Origin of the sequence: Elizabethkingia miricola (genome assembly GCF_001675285.1) — a bacterium.
Lineage (GTDB): Bacteria > Bacteroidota > Bacteroidia > Flavobacteriales > Weeksellaceae > Elizabethkingia > Elizabethkingia miricola.
In genome coordinates this window covers 126,495-148,124 of the sequence record NZ_LSGQ01000029.1, presented here as the reverse complement: position 1 = coordinate 148,124, position 21,630 = coordinate 126,495, and the positions used below count along the sequence as shown (strand labels likewise).

Genomic DNA, 21,630 nt, shown 5'->3' with positions numbered 1-21,630 from the left:
ACTACGATGAACGAAAAACTAATTTTAGCACTAGACCAGGGGACTACCTCATCACGGGCAATCCTTTTTAACAAAAGCGGAGAAATAAAATTTGTATCCCAAAAGAGTTTTGAACAAATATTCCCTACTCCGGGATGGGTGGAACATGATCCAAACGAGATCTGGTCCTCTCAAATTTCGGTTGCCGCAGAAGTAATTGCCAAAGCCGGAATATCCGGATTGGAAGTTGCCGCTATCGGTATTACCAACCAAAGAGAAACCACTGTAGTATGGGACAGGCATACCAGTGAACCTATTTATAATGCTATTGTATGGCAGGACAGAAGAACATCTAAGTATTGTGACGAACTGAAATCCCAAGGACACACCGATGAAATCAAACAAAAAACAGGACTTGTCTTAGATGCATATTTTTCAGCTACTAAACTAAAATGGATTCTGGATAATGTTGAAGGCGCAAGAGAAAAAGCGGAAGCCGGAGATTTGTGTTTTGGAACAGTAGATACTTGGCTTACCTGGAAACTTACAAGAGGTAAAATGTTTATCACAGATGTTTCCAATGCCAGCAGAACAATGATGTTCAACATCCGTACAATGGACTGGGATGATGATTTACTAAAATTATTCAATATCCCCCGTGCTATACTTCCTGAAGTAAAACAAAGCAGTGAAGTGTATGGTGAAACCTCTACTACCCTTTTCTCTACAAAAATTCCGATTGCAGGGATTGCAGGAGACCAACAGGCTGCTCTGTTTGGACAAATGTGTACAAAGCCGGGAATGGTAAAAAACACATATGGTACAGGATGCTTCCTTTTGATGAATACAGGTAATGAGGCAGTATATTCTAAAAACAACCTGTTAACTACTGTTGCCTGGAAAATAAACGGAGAGGTCAGCTATGCGCTGGAAGGCAGCGTATTTGTAGGAGGTGCTGCTATACAGTGGCTAAGAGACGGCTTAAAAATTATTCATGATTCATCTGAAGTTAGTACACTTGCTGAAACTGTAGAAGATAATGGTGGTGTATATTTTGTACCTGCACTTACCGGATTAGGAGCTCCTTACTGGGATCAGTATGCACGTGGAACTATCATTGGTGTGACACGCGGTACAACAGATGGCCACATTGCCAGAGCAACTTTAGAAGGTATTGCATTTCAGGTATACGACATTGTAAAAGCTATGGAAGCAGATGCAGAAACCCAAAGTACAGAACTTCGCGTAGACGGAGGTGCCTCTGCCAGCAATTTATTAATGCAGATTCAATCAGACCTTTTCGGTTTCAAAATTATTCGTCCAAAAACTCTGGAAACTACAGCATTAGGAGCTGCTTACTTAGCTGGTTTAGCCGTTGGTTTCTGGGAAAGCATAGATGAGATCCAGTCTCAATGGATTATAGAAAAAGAGTTTACACCTAAAGAAGACAAGACCAAAATAGATAATATGGTCAGTTTTTGGCACAAAGCTGTAAAACGTTCCCAAGCCTGGATAGAAGATTAATTAGTAACCGAAAAAGTACACAACATGACACCATTTACAGCAGAAATTATAGGTACAATGTTACTTATTCTTCTTGGGAACGGCGTAGTAGCTAATGTTCTTCTAAAAGATACCAAGGGCAATAATTCAGGATGGATTGTTATTACCACAGCATGGGCATTAGCCGTTTTCGTGGGAGTAACTGTTGCCGGTCCTGTGAGCGGAGCTCATCTTAATCCGGCCGTTACAATCGGGTTGGCCGTTGCCGGAAAATTCCCATGGGAATCAGTCCCATCATATATTGCAGCCCAAATGATCGGTGCTATGGCCGGAGCTTTCCTGGTATGGCTATTCCACAAAGATCATTTTGCAATCACCGAGGACGAAGGAGCTAAGCTAGCCTGCTTTAGTACAAGCCCGGCAATTGCAAAGCCTGTTTCTAATATCATCAGTGAGATCATAGGAACTTTTGTTCTTGTATTTGTAGTTTTCTATATCAGTGATGCTAATATCTCTATTCCCAATACTCCGGATGCCAAAATAGGTCTTGGAACCGTAGGTGCCGTTCCTGTTGCATTCTTAGTATGGGCTATAGGTTTATCCTTAGGTGGTACAACTGGTTATGCCATAAACCCCGCAAGAGATCTTGGGCCAAGAATCATGCATGCTATTTTACCTATAAAAGGCAGCAGTCAATGGAGCTATGCATGGATTCCAATTTTAGGACCAGTTATAGGCGCCGTTCTGGCTGCTTTACTTTTTGGAATTTTAAAATAAATTTTGCATCTGACTAATTAACACACTCTAAATAAGATGAAAGCAAACCTATTGAGACTTTGTCTGATTTTTTCAGGCATCGTGGGAGTTTCTGCTCAAAACACAGACTCATTAAAAACAGAAGAAAAGGCCGGCAGATTAGATTTCACAGCTAACATACAGAACAATCACCTATGGCGTGGACTTATTATTACTGACAAACCTGTAGTAATGGGAAACCTCTCCTACGCTCTGGATAAAAATAAAAACTGGAAGATTGGAATCTGGGGAGCTTCAGCTCTTGCTAATGACAGTGATGGCACGCATTACAAAGAAATAAACTACTATGTTCAGTATTCCAACAAGAACTTTTATATAGGTCTTTGGGATTTATATAATTCGCGGAATATTAATACAGCAGTTGCAGCAGATGACATTTTCAGTTACTCCAGACGAAGAACTGCTCATATTATTGACCTGAGAACCAATTATACATTCGGGCCAAAATTTCCGCTAAATGTAGAAGCCGACATTATGCTATATGGTGGGGCTAACGCCGGAGAGGTTGTCCTGAAACCAGACGGAACATATGATAAAAACAAATATTCTACTTATGTACAGGTGAGCTATCCTGTTATCCAGAGCAAAAAGGTTAACCTTAATGCTTTTGTTGGAGCAGGATTCGCACTGAATGACAGAAATTTCCTGTATGGCAATGGGCAAAGCAGTTTCCAGATTGTAAATGTGGGACTAAAAGCGAGCAAAGATGTGAAAATTACTGAACATTATACGCTTCCAGTCTCTATGATGGCTATGTGGAATCCGGCTCTGAAATATGCCCGTATACAACTTGCGGCAACAGTATTTTAGATGTAGTTCTATTTTTCTTAGTGCATGAGACAACAAAATAGAAAAGTTACCGTTTATAGATAAGAAAAAGTAAATCTAAATACAACATCAATTAGATAAACCCCGCAGGATTTTAAACCTGCGGGGTTTTACTTTTATAAAAATGCCGGAAGATAAGTCTTCCGGCATTTTATTTATCCTGTAACAACTAGCGGATGATTATAATCCGATATTTGTATTAGGTTTTAATTTATTCAGAATATCCTTTGGTATTGCATTCTTGTGTACAAGAATACCTGTAGACTTATATTGTACATAAGGTCTTGTTACATATAAATATCCCTGATAATCATTGGTTACACCCCATGAATTTTTCACCATGTAATACTCTTTGCCTGTCTGATCTTTGGCCAATCCTACAATCTGCATTCCGTGGTCATCAGTTGTTGTAAGGTTGTTAAGTCCTTCCTGACGCATATCTTCTGTAATTTTTTTATCAGGTCTTGGTCCTTTGAAAAGATTAGCCTTTGTCTGAGCGTCGATATTATTTAAATCTACATCCGGAACATAAGCTACCCCATTTTTATAAGAAAAGTAAGGTTCAGAAACATCTGTTGCCCATCCTACAGTATACCCTTTGTCTACAGCATTGTCAACAATCTTAGTCAGATCATCCATCGGAACATTCCACATACTATCATGGCTCCAGTTGTCCGGAATCGGAGCAACAAAACGCTGATAATACGGATAGTCTTTGTAAGAAGTAAGCTCTACATAATCGTCAGGATTAATCCCTACTACATCTTTAGCAAAAGTCTGTGGTGTATAACGCTTACCTTTGTAAGTAAACTCTTTTGGATATTCTCCAAGGTAACTGTCCAATACATTATCTACATTTGTTAACCAATTTGCGGAAAGTTTACCCTGAGGATTTTTTACATAAGCATCAAGCATAGACTTGATAACACTCTGCATTTCACCAAAGTTATTTTTGGTCTGCCCAGCCTGAAGTCCTGAATAAACTTCCTGAGGAACTGCACCGTACTTTTTGTACATATTGATTACATCGTGCAATTCACCACCATCTCCCCAGGAAATAGCACCACCAAACAATACATACTGTTTAGCTTTATCATGATAAGCATTACGCGCTGTAAAGATTTCAGCTAAATCTACGGCTGGTTTTCCCATTCTTATCATTTCAGACTCAAGGAAAGAGTTTCCGGAGTAGCTCCAACAGGTTCCTGAAGAGCCCTGATTTTTAATAGAAGTATTCCCTAACTCCTTAACTACTGTAAATTTAAAATCCGGATTTTCAGATTGATTGTTTTTTAGGCTGTTTACCAGATTGTCTTGTGCAAAAGCCATGCTTCCTGCAGTAAGCATGGTAAGCAAAAACATGTTTCTCTTCTTCATTATAAAATTAGAATTAAATTGATTAAAGTCTCAATATGACTAAAGAGTCCAAATTTAGTTCAAAATGTTACAATAATTTTATAGAAATTTTCGATTTTAAGGCCGGTTATAGTAGACTGCAACTATATTGCATTTAGGAAATTTACCCCCGGAAATACCAAACAACTGAAAACTAAATAATTAAATCCATTCTTATTTATATTCTATCTGAAGATTTTCTAACCCATAGAGAACCATTTTTAGTCGTTAATTTTTCTAAAAAACCTATATCCGTAAGTTCATTTAGCTGTTTCTCGCTCTCATTACGGGATATTCCGGATAATTCGGAAAATTCTCTGGCAGTTAATGAATTGTATTTAGAGAAAAGAGCTTCCCGGTTTTTATTATATTGTTCTTTAGTAACATCAGAATTAAGATTTAGGATTGCTGTTTCAAAAAATGAATAAGGTTTAGTACCGTAGATTGTTTCGCGCTCCCCTAGTTTATTCTGTATAAATATGGTTGGAAATCCTCGGACACCATAATCTCTTGCCAGCTTCAGATCAGCTTCAAAAAGTTTTTGAGCAGATCCTTCAAAATCTGTTTTTAGTTTTACAACATCCAATCCTGCTTCTTCAGCAGCCATGGCAATGTATTCCCATTTGGCAATATTCTTTTTCTTCAGAAAAACCAATTCTCTCAGTGTTCTTAAGAAATCTACTGCCTTATCTTTATCCTGCATTTCTGCAGCCTTAAAAGCTATAGAAGGTGGATAAGATGAATTTAAAGGATCCTCCAGCCATACATCGCCATCAATAGGCATATCGTAGTACAAACTAACTTCATCCCAATGATGCGCTACATCCGATGGCTTGCTGATGCCTCCGCTGTTATAACTCCAATCAGGTAACAGTCCTCCCATATGATACTCTATGTTCAGAATACTTCCATACTCCAATTTCAGTTTTCTCAGCTGTGGCTCGATTCCCCAACAGGAAGAACAAATTGGATCGGTAAAATAAACAAGCTGAAGAGGTTTATCTTTATTCGAGTTGAGTTGATAATTATTGTTTATTTCAGTCCCGGGAATTTCACATACACCAGTTTCGGAGTTACACAAAAGCGGGTTAATATTTGTATTTTCCATAATCACGTATTTTTAAATGTTATAATCCGGATAGTCAATATAGCCTTTCTCATCAGCTGTATAAAAGGTTGCAGGATCCGCTTTTGCCCATTCAATATTATTTTTGATTCTGTACGGCAAATCCGGATTAGCAATGAACGGAGAGCCAAATGAAATAAGATCTGCTTCATTGTTGGTCAATACATTTTCTGCTCTTTCTTTAGTATAGCCACCGTTCAGTATTAATAACCGGCCAAACCCCTCACGAATTGTTTTTATAAGTTTCCGTCCTTCTTCTGTTGCTCTTGCAGCATAATCGATAACATGCAGATAGGTAATATCTAATTTTGCTAATTCTGTCACTACATGTATGTAAGTTTCCGGAATTTCTTCATAAAGCGGCATCGTATTAAATGTACTATATGGAGATATTCTCACTCCTATTTTATCAAAACCAATTGCATGGCCAACGGCTTCTGTCACTTCTAAAACAAATCTGCTTCTGTTCTCAATACTCCCACCGTATTTATCATTCCTGATGTTCGAATGCGGATTAAGAAATTGTTCTAATAAATAACCATTTGCAGCATGCAATTCAACTCCGTCAAAACCTGCCTCTATGGCATTTTTGGCAGCCTGGACAAATTCACCTTTAGCTTTTTCAATCTCTTCCAAAGTCATCTCCAGAGGCTCCTCTGTTTTTTGCATTCCCAAAGTATCAGTCCACATATCCATATGAGCATTTACTGCAGAAGGAGCGAGTATTTTTGTATTTTCCGGCATATTAGCTTTATTGGCTATACGCCCAACATGCATTAACTGTATAAATATTTTACCTCCACCCGCATGAACAGCTTCAGTAATCTTTTTCCAGCCTATAGTCTGTTCGTTATTAAATATACCCGGGATTCTTGCATAACCCAAGGCATTGGGGCTTGGTGCCACACCCTCTGTAATAATAAGACCTGCGGTACTTCTTTGCACGTAGTACTGTTGCATTAGATCATTGGGCAAATTCTGAATAGCTCTGCTTCTTGTCATAGGAGCCATTACAATTCTGTTTTTAAATACCTGTGTATTTTTTTCAATTTCGGATAACAAATGTGTTTTCATAATTTTAATTATTTTTGATTTCTGTTATACAAAGTTGTAACAGTTAATCTTAAATAGCAATAAGTCAAAAAAATATGACCACTAATATTAACAATAAAAATTACGAATGCTGCCCTGCTGAGGAAGTGTTAAAGCTATTATCCGGAAAATGGAAACCTCAGATATTTCGTCTGGCTATTGAAGGTCCGTTACGGTTTAGCAGCTTATTGAGGCAAATTGAAGGATCGAATAAACAGAGTATTGCTACAGCACTAAAAGAATTAGAAACTGAAGGGCTTCTGATTAAAAATATTATAAAATTAAAACCTCTGCATATAGAATATACACTATCGGAAAGAGGTAAGCTAATGCTGCCTGTATTTCAGCAACTTGAAAATTTAAGGTAATTCTCTTACAGATTACTTAGTCTACCAGAATATTCAGGCTGTGAGGCAATACTTTGATTTCAATAGGAGAACCTATTTCTATTCCTTCCCCATCCAGATGCCATGCCTTGGAATTCCTAACATTGAATTTCAGATCCGATACCGGGAAATATGTCAGGTATTCATTTTCTTTTAGATTTTTTGTAAACATTCTGAAAGCAAATGCTAAAGAATGCCATAACGGGAATTTTTTAACCAATACAATATCAACAAGTCCATCGCTGTAGTCAGCATGTGGTGCGATATAAGCATTGTTACCAAACTGACGTGTATTGGCTACATTCAGCATCAGGTAATCCCCATTATATTGTTTGTATTTTTCTTCAAATTCTACTTTTATAGATTTGAAAATAAAAAAGGTTTTTACAGTAACTTTAATATAGTTGGTAAAACCGCGGCTGGTTTTTTCGAATTTTTTGATTACCTCTCCATCGAATCCCGTTCCTGAAACATTGATAGATAAATTACCATTTACTGTAAAGGTATCAATCTTATGAAACTTCTTCTGTTTGATTTTTTGCAGAAGAGCATCGATATTTTTGGTGAAATTAGTTTCGTTAGAAAAACCATTACCCGAACCTGCCGGAAAAACAGCCAGAATTTTGTCTGTATTAATCAACTTCTGGGCAACAGTAGAAATAGTACCATCCCCGCCTACCGCTACAAAAACTTCTGTAGAAGCAAAATTTTCATCAATAAACCGATGAGTATCCTCTATCGACTTAGAAATCATAAAATTAGCTTCAGGATATTTTTGCTGAAGCTTTTCTAAAAATTCTTTATAATTTTTTTTTGCCGAAAACGGATTGATGATAAATACTGCGTCCATGATTTTGAAAGGCCAAAGGTACAAAAAAAGACTCCATCTCTGTGAAGTCTTTTTGTTTCTTTAAACTCTTCTGTTATCTGCTTTCCAGTTTTTTATACGTTTCTTAATGTGGTCTGCATTCAGATTCTCCGAAACAGTGTCTTCTACAAGCTTCAGAAACTCATCATCATTAGCAAATCTTAATGCAAACAACTGAGAATCACTAAAATCATAAGACATTTCATCTATGCTTTTTCCGGTTAATCGAAAGTACCTGAACTTCACCTCATCTACGATAATTCGGTTTTGTAATGTCAGCGCATAATGCTGCCGCATCATAAAGGCAACCCATATAATTAAAAAGATAACTCCTGAGAGTACAAACCATATCCAGAATTCACCATTATTATTTCCCAATGAATACCCCATATGGTAAAGAGATATCCCAAATAAGATAAGTCCTGCAGGATAAAATATAAAATGATGCGGTGTATAAAAGCGTCTATGATTCTGATAATTCTGCATAGTGGGTCTATTTCGTATTAATTTTCATTCTCTTCTGGAATTCAGGATTTATAGTTCCTTCCAGTTCTTTCCAGGAAATAGGAATTGTAATATCTCCGGCTGCAAAAGCAGCGATCTCATATGGACTGTAATGGAAATACAGATTTTTATCATCAAAATAGAAGTTATCGTTTACTGTAACTTTATCAAATAATAGTCCATCCGAAACTTTTACGGCTCCTTCTCCATTCTGAGATCCCGTAGGTATTTTGTCTACGTTTTTCATCAGTAAAATTTCCAGTTTCTTTTTCGGTATGGAGGTAACATCAGATAGTACCAATTGCTTTTTACTTCCTAAGTCAAAAACCTTCTCCATAAAACCATAATTATCATGGGCACCTCCCATATAACTTGCCCATGTATATTCTACCGAAAGATAATTATTGGTAAAGCTTCTCACACGCATTGTATTTTCTTCATACCATTTATTTCCCATAATCTGCCCGTCTGCCAGATAATCCTTTTTGACTTTTGTAAAAAGACTTTCCGCAGCTTTTTTAGCAGCGGCCTCCAAATCTGGCTTGGAATACCCTGCAGGTTTTATAAACGGGTATAATGAATCTAAAATAGCTTTCTCTTTTATGTCCGGAAAAACCAGAATTTTATCTGAGTAAGCAATAGTAAGAGAATCTGTAGCTTTTATGGAATCACTATAAACAATAGAATCCTGCTTTAATGTGACTATAGTATCTCCTTTTGGCATTTCTGTTCCTTGTGTATTCTCGTTCTTTTTGCAAGACACAAATAATATAGCCATCACAAATAAAGACGAAATTGTATTTTTCATATTGTAATAAGTTTGGTGTTTAAAGTTAATAAAAAAACCGCTGAATCAGCGGTTTCTATTATTTTTACTTTATACTGTTAAGCGGTTTCATCCGGAACTGCAGAAGAGTCAAACTGATCACTACCGAAAGCATGAACAATCATATTAATAAATAACCCAGTTAGTAAACCTATTATTCCCCAAACAGTACTATTCTCTCCTTTTCCAAAGCCCTTACCAAGTTTATCACCAGCTACGAACCATGCATAATAAGAAATAAGTGGAACATAAAATAAAATGAAAAACCATGATGGTTTTTTAATAATCTGCGACAGGACAATAGCATTATAAACTGGTACAAAACCTGCCCATGCATCTTCTCTACCAGCTTTTTTAAATACTTTATATCTGCAAAAACCAATAAAAAGATAAATGACTAAATAAAAAAACAACATTCCAATTCCGAAGATTGCCCCTGCAGCTGCGGAGCCTGAGTTGTCATAGTACGAAGAATCGTACGATTGCAAAATAGTTAACATAGTTTAGATTGTTTAGAATTATTAATTAAACCAAATATAACTATTTTAGATATCAGTAAGGATATTTAAAATGAATTTTTCATTAATATTATGCAACAAAAAACCACCTTACGGTGGTTTTATTTATTTTAAAAATTCGGATTGTGCTATTGTTTCCTGCTCTCCGGTTGTCAGGTTTTTTATTGTGACATTTGCATTTTCAATTTCATCTTTGCCCAGAAAAACAAGATGTGGAATTTCTTTTTTCTCTGCATATGTAAATTGCTTTTTCAGCTTTGCTGCTTCCGGGTAAAGTTCTGCAGAAATTCCTTTTTCTCTAAGCTGCGCAATAAGTTTCATTGCTTCTATTGCCTCTTCTTCTCCATAATTGGCAAAAAGATATTCTACTTTTACAGTCGCATTCTCCGGGAACAAACCTAATTCCTCCATTACCAGATAAGTTCTGTCTAATCCAAAAGAAATTCCAATTCCCGGAATATTCTTTACTCCAAAAACTTCTGTCAGGTTGTTGTAGCGGCCACCACCACCAATAGAACCCATTTCTACTCCTTTAGCTTTTACTTCGAAGATAGCACCTGTGTAATAGTCTAAACCTCTGGCCAAAGTAATATTAAATACTAAATCCTGATTGTCTATACCAAGTTCCATTGCTTTAGATAAAACAAATTCAAGTTCTGTAACCCCCTGAATACCTACTTCTACTCCTTCAAATCTTGCTTTAAGCTCCTGAAGGTTTTCCAAAGCATTATTTTTCTGATGAAAAAGGAAATCCAGTTTTTCTATAGCTTCATCGGAAATACCTTTTTCCTGCATTTCTTTGATTACACCATCTTTCCCGATTTTGTCCAATTTGTCCAATGCAACCGTGAAATCTATTAATTGCTCTGTAATTCCTGCATATTCTGCAAGCCCAGAAAGAATTTTACGGTTATTCATCTGAATAGCAACAGGCACTCCAAGCTCCTTAAAAGCTTTGAAATACAACTGTACCAGCTCTACTTCCTGCCAAAGGCTTTCTGAACCTACAACATCAGCATCGCACTGGTAGAACTCTCTGAATCGTCCTTTTTGCGGACGGTCTGCACGCCATACCGGTTGAATCTGATAACGTTTAAAAGGAAAAGTTAATTGCCCGTGGTTCATCGCAACGAATCTTGCAAACGGTACTGTAAGGTCATAACGCAATGCTTTATCAGAAATTTGTGAAGTCAATTTTTTAGCATCTTTATTCTGCCAGTCGTTTTCATTCACTTTATCGGTATAATTACCAGAATTTAAGATTTTGAAAATCAAGCGGTCTCCCTCTTCTCCATATTTACCAGTAAGAGTTGACAGATTTTCAAAACTTGGAGTCTCCAGAGGCTGAAAGCCAAAAAGCTCAAAATTCTTTTGTAATGTATTAATAATATATTTCCTGCGGGAAACTTCCTGTGCTGTAAAGTCGCGTGTTCCTTTTGCTAGACTAGGCTTCATTCTTTATCTTTTCTCTTAAAGCACAAAAATAAGCATAATGTGGCAAATAAATGTAATAGACCTGCAACAGGCTGAATATTATTAATTATTTCATCATCAGAAGTTCCTCTACTCTGATCTCAGTAATATAGCGCATATTCCCGTCTTTATCTTCATAACTTCTGTATGTTAATTTTCCTTCTATAGCAATCTCTTTGCCTTTGGTAACATACTTTTCAAAAACTTCTGCCAGTTTTCCGTAAACGATAAGATTATGCCATTGGGTTTCTTCAATCTTTTCGCCCTGCGTATTGGTATAATAATCATTGGTTGCTAAACTAACGGAAGCTTTAATTCCTTTTTCGAACTGGGTTACTTCTACATCTTTACCCGTGTGTCCGAATAAAATAACTTTGTTTCTTAGTGACATGGCTGTATGATTTTAAGATTAAACTCGATTGATTTTCTGTAGCAAATATGAAAGTTACACAATGTTTTAATCGGTTAAAAAATATTTATAGTCATTTGTAATCGTTTAACCGAAACTAAAAAATTATATATCAAAAAGTTACGATTTTAATTCTATATTCTTTTTTATCATCAAAAAATATAATTATTTAAACCAAATAAATCAAATATAAATAATAAATAATTATATTTGAGATAGTTAAATAAAAAAAATGCAATTCTGTCTGGAATGTGATGAAAAAATATCAGGCCGATCGGATAAAAAATTCTGTTCGGACGGATGCCGAAATGCATATAACAACAGACAGAATAAAGACAGTACAAACCTTATGCGGAACATTAATAACCGTTTGCGAAAAAATTACCGCATTCTGAATCATATTAATGAAGAAGGAAAAATTAAAATTTCACAGCAAAAACTTCTGTCATTAGGTTTTGATTTCAGCTTTATTACTCAGATTATTACATATAAAAATGGCTCTGAATACCGGTTTATTTATGATCAGGGCTACAAAATTCTGGAAGAAGACTGGATTTTACTGGTGAAAAAGAATTAGCTATTTTCCGATACTCATATATACTGCAGCTGAACATCATCTTCATTCGGGTTTTGTTTGCGTTTCAATTTTTATATTTTTGTAACATTCGTTGCTTATGGAAAAAATTATTCTGATCGAAGATGAGACCAGTGTGGTATCATTTATAAAGAAGGGACTTCAGGAAAAAGGTTATGAAATTTCTGTAGCCTTTGACGGCCGTACCGGTGTACAGCTGGTAGAAGCTAATGATTTTGACCTTGTAATCCTGGATATTATGCTTCCTGAAATGAATGGTCTTGATGTATGCAAAGAGATCAGAAAAACCAATAAGCAAGTACCAATTCTTTTCCTTACAGCGCTCGGGACTTCAGAAAACATAGTATTAGGACTGGAAAGTGGCGGTGATGATTATCTGGTAAAGCCTTTCAAATTTATTGAGCTTGTAGCCCGTATCAAATCGTTATTAAGAAGAAGCAGTAACAATCCTGTTCCGGAAATTCCGGAGCCTGAAGTCGATGAGGAACATATTTATAAATTCTCGGATCTCATCGTTAATGATTATACCAAGAAAGTGACAAGAGGCGGAGAAGAAGTAAATCTTACATCTACAGAATACAAACTCCTGGTTTATTTCCTTAACAATCCCGAAAAAGTTATTTCCCGCGTCGAAATTCTGGATGCGGTATGGGGTGTAAACTATGAACTGGGAACCAATGTAGTAGATGTTTATGTAAACTATCTTAGAAAGAAACTGGACAATCAGGATAATAGCAAATTAATCCATACGGTTATCGGGATGGGATATGTATTAAAAAGACCATAGCAGATGTTTAACAGAGTTATTACGAATCAGACCAAAACCATGATACTTTTAATGCTGGTATTTACCAGTATTATTATTCTCTTTAGCGGCCTGGTCTATTTTTCCATTGTTAACTTTTCGCATCAACGGTTTTATGAACTGCTTAAAATCCGTACGACAACTATTATACAGATAGAAAAGGGTAAAGAATATCTGGATCTTCCGGAAAACTATATCCTCAACAGCCTGAACGATGAGGAACTCCCAATGGAAAAGGATTATGTTTTTGCTGTTCCAAGAGATTCCAATTTCAGCAAAATATCTCAGGAAGTTCATATTCCTTCTTCCTTTTTCAGAAATATTGTAAAGAACGGAGAAGCTAATTATAATGATAAAGAGTTTTATTATATCGGGCAGACTTTTAGGTTTGATGATAAAGACTATATAGCCATTGCTTCTGCAAAAAATCACTATGTAGCTTATTATCTGGAATATCTTAAAAGAACACTTATTACCTGTATTGTACTGTCCCTATTCTTCAGTATGATCTTCTCTTTTTATTTATCCAAAACTCTATTCAAGCCTATATTAAAAATTACAGGTAAGGTAAAAGAAATCAGCTCTGAAAATCTACACCTCAGACTGGAAGCTCAACCGGACAATAAAGAACTTAACGAGTTGGTTGAAACGTTCAACGATATGCTGAATCGTATCGAAACTTCTTTTGAAACTCAGAATCATCTTATCGGAAATGTTTCACATGAACTAAGAACTCCCCTTACCTCTATTATGGGAGAAGCAGATGTAGCACTTTCCATTAACAGAACTGCTGGCGAGTACAAAGATACGCTGGAAATTATCCTGAACGAAGCAGAAAAACTGGACAAAAAAATTAAAGCTTTATTAATGATTGCCCAGACCGGATTTGATGGTAAAATTCAGAAGTTCGATAAGGTAAGAACTGATCAGCTGCTTTGGGATGTTATCGAAACCTTGAAAAGAATCGATCCCCGAAACAATATATACCTTGATATCAGTATGCTTCCTGATAATCCCAAAAAGCTTAAAGTACAGGGGAATGAGCAGCTATTGCATCTCGCGCTGGCCAATATTATCAGTAACGGATGTAAATATTCTAACTTCCAGCAGGTAAGAGTTTCTCTGGGAGCGACAGATACAGATGTTTATATCATTGTAAAAGATGCCGGAATTGGTATCCCACAGGAAGAGATGAATAAAATTTATGATCCGTTCTTCAGAGCATCTAATACCAAAAATTATGAAGGTTACGGAATAGGACTTCCGCTTGCACGAAACATTGTAAGAATACACCACGGAGAACTTATAGTGACATCACACGAAAATCAGGGAACAACAGTACAGCTTCGTTTCCCTAATTTTTACAGTACACAGAATGAGGAAAAACAAGCCTAAATAAACCTGTCTATATAGCTCTGTGAGCTTCTGTATTTATACATAAAAACCTTACAAAATTGTAAGGTTTTTATATTTGCTATTCTCTTTCGTTCAGGTTTCAGAGTTTGTCAAAATTAAAATTCTAATCTCATTTTAATCTCTTTAATCACATTTTAATTTGTTTCCAAAGAAGTTCTAATACGGCGGATATAGTTTTGTATCATCAAAATAAGATAATACAGAACCAAACCCAAAAGTTATGAGCAAGACCATTTTAATAGCCACTGATTACTCACTAGAATCATTAAACATATTAAAAAGAGTATTACATGAAAAAAATGCTTTACAGGATAATACCCAATATAACATACTGTTTGTTTCCGGATACGAAATGGGCGACTCTATAAGAGACCTTTTATTCACAAACAAAAACACAATTTTCAATAAAATCAGACCACAGGAATTCTGTGATGCGTATGAAATCATCCGTAACAAGTATTCACATCTGGTAGACAAAATTGTTTGTGATGTTTTTACAGGAAGTTTTCAGAGAACATTCAACAACTATGTAAAAGCAGCAAACATTCAGGAGGCTTACTACTCTCCTTATATAAGAAGCAAAGGAAAAGGAAAATTCAGCATTATCCCTTACATCAGAAAATGTAAAGAATTGCAATACACTGAAATTTCCGTTGATGTTCCTCAGAGCTTACCGGAAAGAGGAAGACTTGCGGAAATTTTCGCAAGCACAGGAAGCTAATTAACAACAAATAAAATTCACACAAATGTTAAGAAATTATAGTAACAGCAGAACATTGGGAGACAATATCAGGTTAGGGACGCTGACAGCTTTTACGGCCGGAACTATAAATATAGCATCTCTATTAATATTTCTTTCATTTACATCAAACGTAACAGGACACTATGCAATTCTGGCAGCCGAAATAAGTAAAGGAAGCTGGGCAAAAGCTGCAGTAGTCGGAGGATGGATCTTCTTATTCTTTTTCGGAAGCTTTTTATCCAACCTTATCGTTATAAATTTTAATAGCAAGAGCAAATACTTTGCACATGCAATGCCTATTGTTCTGGAGATTATATGTTTATTGTTCGTTGGTGTCTACGGACAGCTTTATTATCAGAAAACACTGGAAGAAACGGAATATCTGGTTGCATTAATGTTATTTGCAACTGGTTTACAAAACGGTCTTACCGCGAGTATTTCCAATTTCTCTATAAAAACAACCCACCTTACAGGTACTACAACCGACTTAGGAATTTTGTTTTCAATGTTTACTCATAAAAAATACAGAAAGAATCCGGAGCTTATTGCCAGAGCTAAAGTATTGTTAAGCATTATGATTGCCTATGTAGCAGGAGCTGTATTCTCCGGACTTACCTATTACTATCTGGAGTTCAGAGTATTTTATGTGATCAGCTTATGTCTTCTAGTCGTAATCGGGTATGATGCCTATAAAATTCACCTAAGGCACTTCAATACCAGATACAGACATAGCAGGATTTATAGAAAGCCAACCATGCTGGCATATCTGTACGACAAGATCCATGGTATTCCAAAAAGAAAGGAAAAACGAAAATTCATTTTCGAAGATTAAATATATTATTGGTTTTAATTTTGTGTAAAACTAGCTGTGAGCCATCCTCTATTTGTGTAAACATTTAGAGGATTGTGCTTTTTATAGGCTATCTGTAAAATAAATCTAAGATTATCCGGAAACAAAAAATAAACATTTTGAAACTCGCTTCCTCTAGATATTTCATTTATAAAAAATTAAAATATTTATGTAAAATTTCAATCAGTAATACTAAATAAAAAGGCTGTAGATTTGTTAGAAACCAACCAAAACAAAACATTATGGAAAAAAATATCGCCGAGCAAATGGTCGACATGCTTGTTGATGCTGGTATAAAACGTATCTATGCCGTTACCGGAGACAGCCTTAATCACCTTAACGATGCCGTTCGCAAAAACGGAAAAATAAAATGGATACATGTCCGTCATGAAGAAGTTGGTGCTTATGCTGCCGCAGCAGAGGCCGAGTTGGATGGATTGGCCTGCTGTGCAGGCAGTTGTGGTCCGGGGCATGTACATCTGATTAATGGCGTTTACGATGCGCACCGCGGGCATGCTCCAATGCTGGTTATTGCTTCTACAATCAATACCAATGAAATGGGTATGGATTACTTTCAGGAGACCAATACCATTAAACTATTCGACGATTGCAGTGTTTACAATCAAATGATAATGACCCCCGAGCAGGCACCCAGAATTTTGCAGACAGCAATTCAGCATGCCATTTCTAAGAAAGGAGTTGCCGTTGTGGGACTTCCGGGAGATGTCTCTGAACTAAAAGCAAAGGAAAATGTAACTTCCAATCGGTTCTTCTTTACCCAGCCTTTAATCAGACCCAATGATCAGGAATTGCAGCAGCTTGCTGATCTTATCAATGAAAACAAAAAAATAACTATCTTCTGTGGTATTGGTGCTGAAAATGCACATGCAGAAGTTGTTCAGCTGTCGCAGCAGTTAAAAGCTCCTGTAGGCTATTCCTTCCGTGGAAAAATGTCCATGCAGCATGACAATCCTAATGAAGTCGGAATGACGGGACTATTGGGCCTACCCTCTGCTTACAACAGTATGTGTGATTCCGATTTGATATTATTATTCGGAACAGACTTTCCTTATCAGGCATTCATGCCCGAAAAGAATAAAATCGCTCAGGTTGACTTAGCTCCGGAACGCCTAGGCAGACGTGCACAAGTGGATCTGGGACTATGTGGTGATGCTAAAGAAACCATCAAAGCCCTTTTGCCGCTTATCAAGGTAAAAGAAGATTCGGAATTTCTCGATGAACAGCGGAAGTACTATGAAAAAGTAAAAGAGAATCTGGAAACCTATGTTAAAGATTCCGGATCAGAAGATAATATACAACCTGAATATCTGGCTTCTACTATTTGCAGTCATGCAAATGATGATACCATATTTACTGTAGATACCGGCATGACCTGTGTATGGGGAGCACGCTTTATAAAATCTACCGGTAAAAGAAAAATGCTGGGTTCATTTAATCATGGCTCCATGGCCAATGCAATGCCTATGGCAATAGGAGCTGCACTCTCCCATCCTGAAAGACAAGTTGTAGCAATGTGTGGTGATGGCGGAATTTCTATGTTATTAGGTGATTTAGCAACTATTCACCAATACAATCTTCCCGTTAAAATTATTGTATTCAATAACCGGGCTTTAGGAATGGTTCGACTGGAAATGCAGGTTGCCGGCCTTCCGGACAATCAGACAGATATGATCAACCCTGATTTTGCAAAGGTCGCAGATGCCATGGGAATTACAGGTGAAAATATTCATAAGGTTGAAGATGTTGAAGCAGCTGTAAAAAGGGCTTTCGATTATAATGGCCCTTATCTGCTAAATGTCTTCACAAATCCAAATGCACTGGCAATGCCGCCAAAAGTAGATGCAGGTCAGATTATAGGAATGGCAAAATCCATGACAAAACTAATGCTTGGCGGCCGTGTAAATGAAGTACTCGATACTATAAAATCTAATTATAAGCATATTTTCTAGGCACAATTCCATTTAGCTAAGAGATTTCAGTCATAAAAAACGAGAGGCAAAATGCTTCTCGTTTTTTTAATTCTAAATTCTTTAAATCCCCTATACTTCTCTTATCTTAGCGGTTCTTTCTATTTAACATGACAAAAACCGAATATATTCAGCAACATATATCAGTTCCCACAAAGGGAATTGAAACCACTCTACAACTTCTTTCAGAAGATTGTACCATTCCTTTTATTGCCCGTTACAGAAAAGACAGAACCGGAAATCTGGACGAAGTACAGATTGAGCAAATTGCTAAACTGTCGAAACAGTACGATGAAATCGTTAAACGTAAAGAGTCAATTCTAAAATCTATAGAAGAACAGGGTTCTTTAACTGAAGAACTTCGCTCCAAAATAGAATCTTCTTTTGACCTCCAGTATCTGGAAGATCTTTATCTTCCCTACAAAAAGAAAAAGAAAACAAAAGCCGACACTGCACGAGCTTTGGGTCTAGAGCCTTTGGCAAAAATTATTATGGCTCAGAATACTTCTGATCTTACCGGAACAGCTTCGCGTTATATTTCGGATAATGTTCCGTCAGAGGAAGATGCTTTGCAGGGAGCCCGGGATATTATTGCAGAATGGATGAATGAACATCTTTTCATCCGGAAACAATTAAGAAAATTATTCCAGTATAAAGCAGAGATTTCCTCTAAAGTTGTTAAAGCTAAAAAAGACGAAGAAGCTGCACAAAAATTCTCTCAGTATTTTGACTGGAAAGAAAGTATTTCCAGAATACCTTCGCACAGACTTCTGGCAATGCTGCGTGCCGAGGCTGAAGGCTTTATAAAGTTTAGTATAGACGCTGATAAAGATGAGGCTCTTCAGATTATAGAAAAAGCTATGATTAGAGGTAATAATGAATGTGCAGATCAGATAAAACTGGCAGCAAAAGATTCTTATAAAAGATTGCTGGAACCTGCCATTTCTAATGAAGTATTGCAGGAAGCTAAACTAAAAGCTGATACTAAGGCCATTGAAGTCTTTGCAGAAAATCTGCGTCAGCTACTACTCGCTTCACCTTTGGGAGAAAAAAGAATTTTAGCTATAGATCCTGGTTACAGAACGGGATGTAAAGTTGTCTGCCTTGATGAGAAAGGCGATTTACTTCATAATGAAAATATATATCCGCATGCACCACAAAACGAAACCGGAACTGCGATGAAGAAAATCCGGTCGATGGTAAATGCTTACAACATTGAAGCTATATCTATCGGAAACGGAACAGCCTCTCGTGAAACAGAGTTTTTCATCAAAAAAATAGCGTTTGACAGACCTTTACAGGTTTTTGTAGTCTCCGAAGCCGGAGCATCTGTTTATTCAGCTTCTAAAATTGCCAGAGAAGAATTCCCAAGCTATGATGTTACCGTAAGAGGTGCTGTTTCTATTGGACGCAGACTCTCCGACCCATTAGCTGAATTAGTAAAGATAGATCCAAAATCTATTGGTGTTGGTCAGTATCAGCACGATGTAGACCAGACTTTACTAAAAGACGAACTGGATTCTACTGTTATGCGTTGTGTAAACTCTGTGGGGATTAATCTGAATACAGCCAGCAAATCCCTGTTAAGCTATGTTTCGGGAATTGGAGAGAAAATGGCAGAAAATATTGTCAACTTCCGTACTGAAAATGGACCTTTCACCAACAGAAAATCTTTAAAGAAAGTTCCGCGACTTGGAGAGAAAGCTTTTCAGCAGGCTGCCGGATTTTTACGCATCAGAGAAGCAGAAAATCCGCTTGATAACTCTTCTGTCCACCCGGAAGCTTACTCTATTGTAGAAAAAATGGCCAAAGACCTCAGCATTTCACTGAGTGATTTTATTGGTAACAAAGAAAAAATTGCTCTGGTAAAACCAGAAAATTATGTTGCTGATCATACCGGTATTTTAGGAATTCAGGATATTCTAAAGGAATTGGAAAAACCAGGATTGGATCCCCGAAAAGCCGCTAAAGTATTTGAATTTGACAAGAACATTCGTAAGCTGGAAGATGTAAAAACCGGAATGATTCTTCCGGGTATTGTTAACAATATTACAGCTTTCGGTTGCTTCGTAGACATAGGTATTAAAGAAAGCGGTTTGGTACATATCTCTCAACTAAAGGAAGGCTTTGTTTCAGATGTCAATGAAGTGGTAAAACTCCATCAGCATGTACAGGTAAAAGTTGTGGAAATAGATGCTCAAAGAAAACGCATTCAGCTTTCTATGATTTTGTAGTTTTTTAATATAAAATACTTAAACCATATACTTTTTGAAAATATAAACATCACAGATTTTTAGAATCTGTGATGTTTTTTTATAGTATAATCTCAATATAACTTTCTCATTACTCCGGTATTTCCCGCTCTCCAAGATATTGCTGAAACCGTAACAGATATCCGTCCGGGTCCTGAATAAGCAATTCTTTTACACCTTCTTCTATTGTATTTATTCTATACCATTGTTCTTCTGGTTTCCTGAAATAAGGAAGATCATTGGTTTCAATTTTAGCAATAAGAGTATCGAGACAATCTACCTCAATCTGAAAATTGATTCCCCTGCCTCTTATGGAACCGAGCTCACCGGTAATCCATGCTATAGCATGATCCTGCTCTAACATAAACTGGGAACCTTCGTATGAAATCAAAGCAAAATCATCTTCTCTTCTCTCATATTCTATTGTAAAACCTAATTGCTTTACATAGAATATGAGAGAAGCTTCAATACTGCTTACCAGCAATTCGGGGATTAATCTGTTAAATTTTATAGTTTTATCGTTGCTCAAAGTAAAATATTTATTGAATTTAGAGTAAAGGAGCTAAGCTTTCAGCTTTAACAAGCAAGCCTCTAAAATATAAAAAGTATGAGTATCACGCAATTGATACGAAAAATACCAAGTAAAAGCTCAACTACAGAAGTTAATCTAAAATACTATTAAACAAATTAGGATAGAATTTGATATATTTGAATTGAATCTTCTAACTATGAAAAAACTAACTTTCCTTTTGGCTTTTATGCTTTGCTTCTCTATTGCTAAAGCACAAAAAGCAGAACAACAAATTGACAAATTAATGACCAGCTGGCATCAGGCAGCTGCTAAGGCTGACTTTAATGGCTATTTTGGATTACTGCATGACAAATCCATTTATATGGGTACAGATGCTACCGAACGCTGGACAAAATCAGAATTTATAAATTTCGCCAAGCCTTATTTTGATCGTGGCAAAGCCTGGGACTTTACAGCTGTTGACCGCCATATCTCTTTTTCTAAAGATGGCAATACAGCATGGGTAGATGAAATTCTGGATACTAAAAACATGAGCCTTTGCAGAGGTTCAGGTGTACTGGTTAAAGACAATGGGAAATGGCAAATTGTACAATATGTACTTTCCATGACAGTTCCGAATGATCTTGCTAATGATGTTACAAAGCAAAAAACTCCGGATGAAGTAAGAGTTCTGAAGGATTTTCAAAATAAAAAACCGCTTAAATAAAGCGGTTTTTTTATGGATATT

Annotated in this window: 22 protein-coding genes; 12 read left to right on the top strand and 10 right to left on the bottom strand. The window is 36.5% G+C overall.

The genetic code is table 11. From position 1 onward, the window contains the following. Positions 1-6: 6 nt before the first annotated feature. From glpK to ATE49_RS14460, 3 genes are read left to right on the top strand one after another with little or no spacing between them, the layout of a single operon-like run. Positions 7-1,503 carry a glycerol kinase GlpK gene (gene glpK / locus ATE49_RS14470; RefSeq protein WP_059345584.1) on the top strand — a complete coding sequence of 499 codons (1,497 nt, stop codon included), beginning with the start codon at positions 7-9 and terminating at the stop codon, positions 1,501-1,503. Between the two features lie 24 nt (positions 1,504-1,527). Further along, positions 1,528-2,259: an MIP/aquaporin family protein gene (locus tag ATE49_RS14465; protein WP_059156388.1), complete on the top strand. Its 732-nt coding sequence runs from the start codon at positions 1,528-1,530 to the stop codon at positions 2,257-2,259. Between the two features lie 36 nt (positions 2,260-2,295). Then, entirely contained in the window at positions 2,296-3,108 is an 813-nt protein-coding gene (locus ATE49_RS14460) for a hypothetical protein (protein ID WP_059345582.1), read from the top strand. Positions 3,109-3,306: 198 nt separating this feature from the next. Here ATE49_RS14460 and ATE49_RS14455 read toward each other — a convergent pair whose 3' ends face one another. The 3 genes from ATE49_RS14455 to ATE49_RS14445 form a co-directional block, all read right to left on the bottom strand. Beyond that, positions 3,307-4,488, bottom strand: a complete 1,182-nt coding sequence (locus ATE49_RS14455) for a C1 family peptidase (protein ID WP_086980356.1) — start codon at positions 4,486-4,488, stop codon at positions 3,307-3,309. A 211-nt stretch (positions 4,489-4,699) separates the two neighbouring features. Then, complete coding sequence (locus ATE49_RS14450) at positions 4,700-5,629, bottom strand: ClpXP adapter SpxH family protein (protein ID WP_179195562.1); 930 nt, start codon at positions 5,627-5,629, stop codon at positions 4,700-4,702. Between the two features lie 12 nt (positions 5,630-5,641). Further along, positions 5,642-6,721: an alkene reductase gene (locus ATE49_RS14445; RefSeq protein WP_065082737.1), complete on the bottom strand. Its 1,080-nt coding sequence runs from the start codon at positions 6,719-6,721 to the stop codon at positions 5,642-5,644. Positions 6,722-6,795: 74 nt separating this feature from the next. Here ATE49_RS14445 and ATE49_RS14440 point away from each other — a divergent pair, with 74 nt between their 5' ends. After that, positions 6,796-7,107, top strand: a complete 312-nt coding sequence (locus ATE49_RS14440; RefSeq protein ID WP_059345579.1) for a winged helix-turn-helix transcriptional regulator — start codon at positions 6,796-6,798, stop codon at positions 7,105-7,107. A gap of 16 nt (positions 7,108-7,123) precedes the next feature. Here ATE49_RS14440 and ATE49_RS14435 read toward each other — a convergent pair whose 3' ends face one another. The 6 genes from ATE49_RS14435 to ATE49_RS14410 all read right to left on the bottom strand — a co-directional run bounded on the left by ATE49_RS14435 (position 7,124) and on the right by ATE49_RS14410 (position 11,705). Further along, the gene (locus tag ATE49_RS14435; protein ID WP_035576391.1) at positions 7,124-7,975 is read right to left on the bottom strand and encodes a diacylglycerol/lipid kinase family protein; all 852 of its coding nucleotides are present in this window, start codon (positions 7,973-7,975) and stop codon (positions 7,124-7,126) included. 60 nt (positions 7,976-8,035) lie between these two features. Next, complete coding sequence (locus ATE49_RS14430) at positions 8,036-8,479, bottom strand: DUF6526 family protein (RefSeq protein ID WP_065082736.1); 444 nt, start codon at positions 8,477-8,479, stop codon at positions 8,036-8,038. Between the two features lie 7 nt (positions 8,480-8,486). Next, positions 8,487-9,305 (bottom strand): RsiV family protein, encoded by an 819-nt coding sequence (locus tag ATE49_RS14425; RefSeq protein ID WP_065082735.1) that lies wholly within the window; start codon positions 9,303-9,305, stop codon positions 8,487-8,489. 77 nt (positions 9,306-9,382) lie between these two features. Beyond that, complete coding sequence (locus tag ATE49_RS14420; protein ID WP_065082734.1) at positions 9,383-9,823, bottom strand: DUF5684 domain-containing protein; 441 nt, start codon at positions 9,821-9,823, stop codon at positions 9,383-9,385. 123 nt (positions 9,824-9,946) lie between these two features. Then, positions 9,947-11,296, bottom strand: a complete 1,350-nt coding sequence (gene hisS / locus ATE49_RS14415) for a histidine--tRNA ligase (protein WP_065082733.1) — start codon at positions 11,294-11,296, stop codon at positions 9,947-9,949. A gap of 85 nt (positions 11,297-11,381) precedes the next feature. Next, the gene (locus ATE49_RS14410) at positions 11,382-11,705 is read right to left on the bottom strand and encodes a single-stranded DNA-binding protein (RefSeq protein WP_034870345.1); all 324 of its coding nucleotides are present in this window, start codon (positions 11,703-11,705) and stop codon (positions 11,382-11,384) included. Between the two features lie 250 nt (positions 11,706-11,955). Between ATE49_RS14410 and ATE49_RS14405 the strand changes: the two genes are divergently transcribed. From ATE49_RS14405 to ATE49_RS14375, 7 genes are all read left to right on the top strand, one after another. Continuing rightward, positions 11,956-12,300 (top strand): hypothetical protein, encoded by a 345-nt coding sequence (locus tag ATE49_RS14405; protein WP_059156381.1) that lies wholly within the window; start codon positions 11,956-11,958, stop codon positions 12,298-12,300. Between the two features lie 97 nt (positions 12,301-12,397). Then, complete coding sequence (locus ATE49_RS14400; protein WP_034870343.1) at positions 12,398-13,105, top strand: response regulator transcription factor; 708 nt, start codon at positions 12,398-12,400, stop codon at positions 13,103-13,105. Between the two features lie 3 nt (positions 13,106-13,108). Further along, positions 13,109-14,518 carry a sensor histidine kinase gene (locus ATE49_RS14395; protein ID WP_059156380.1) on the top strand — a complete coding sequence of 470 codons (1,410 nt, stop codon included), beginning with the start codon at positions 13,109-13,111 and terminating at the stop codon, positions 14,516-14,518. Between the two features lie 241 nt (positions 14,519-14,759). After that, a complete protein-coding gene (locus ATE49_RS14390) occupies positions 14,760-15,260 on the top strand; it encodes a hypothetical protein (protein WP_065082732.1) in 501 nt (166 codons plus the stop codon). A 25-nt stretch (positions 15,261-15,285) separates the two neighbouring features. After that, the gene (locus ATE49_RS14385) at positions 15,286-16,113 is read left to right on the top strand and encodes a YoaK family protein (RefSeq protein ID WP_059345573.1); all 828 of its coding nucleotides are present in this window, start codon (positions 15,286-15,288) and stop codon (positions 16,111-16,113) included. Positions 16,114-16,373: 260 nt separating this feature from the next. Beyond that, positions 16,374-18,101, top strand: coding sequence for a thiamine pyrophosphate-dependent enzyme (locus ATE49_RS14380; RefSeq protein ID WP_065082731.1), 1,728 nt, complete (start codon positions 16,374-16,376; stop codon positions 18,099-18,101). Positions 18,102-18,229: 128 nt separating this feature from the next. Continuing rightward, positions 18,230-20,353 (top strand): Tex family protein, encoded by a 2,124-nt coding sequence (locus tag ATE49_RS14375; protein WP_065082730.1) that lies wholly within the window; start codon positions 18,230-18,232, stop codon positions 20,351-20,353. Between the two features lie 109 nt (positions 20,354-20,462). On the opposite strand, the gene ATE49_RS14370 is transcribed toward ATE49_RS14375, so the two are convergent. Then, the gene (locus tag ATE49_RS14370) at positions 20,463-20,900 is read right to left on the bottom strand and encodes a bleomycin resistance protein (RefSeq protein ID WP_081278486.1); all 438 of its coding nucleotides are present in this window, start codon (positions 20,898-20,900) and stop codon (positions 20,463-20,465) included. A gap of 199 nt (positions 20,901-21,099) precedes the next feature. Here ATE49_RS14370 and ATE49_RS14365 point away from each other — a divergent pair, with 199 nt between their 5' ends. Beyond that, positions 21,100-21,609 carry a nuclear transport factor 2 family protein gene (locus ATE49_RS14365; protein ID WP_065082729.1) on the top strand — a complete coding sequence of 170 codons (510 nt, stop codon included), beginning with the start codon at positions 21,100-21,102 and terminating at the stop codon, positions 21,607-21,609. Positions 21,610-21,630: the final 21 nt, after the last annotated feature.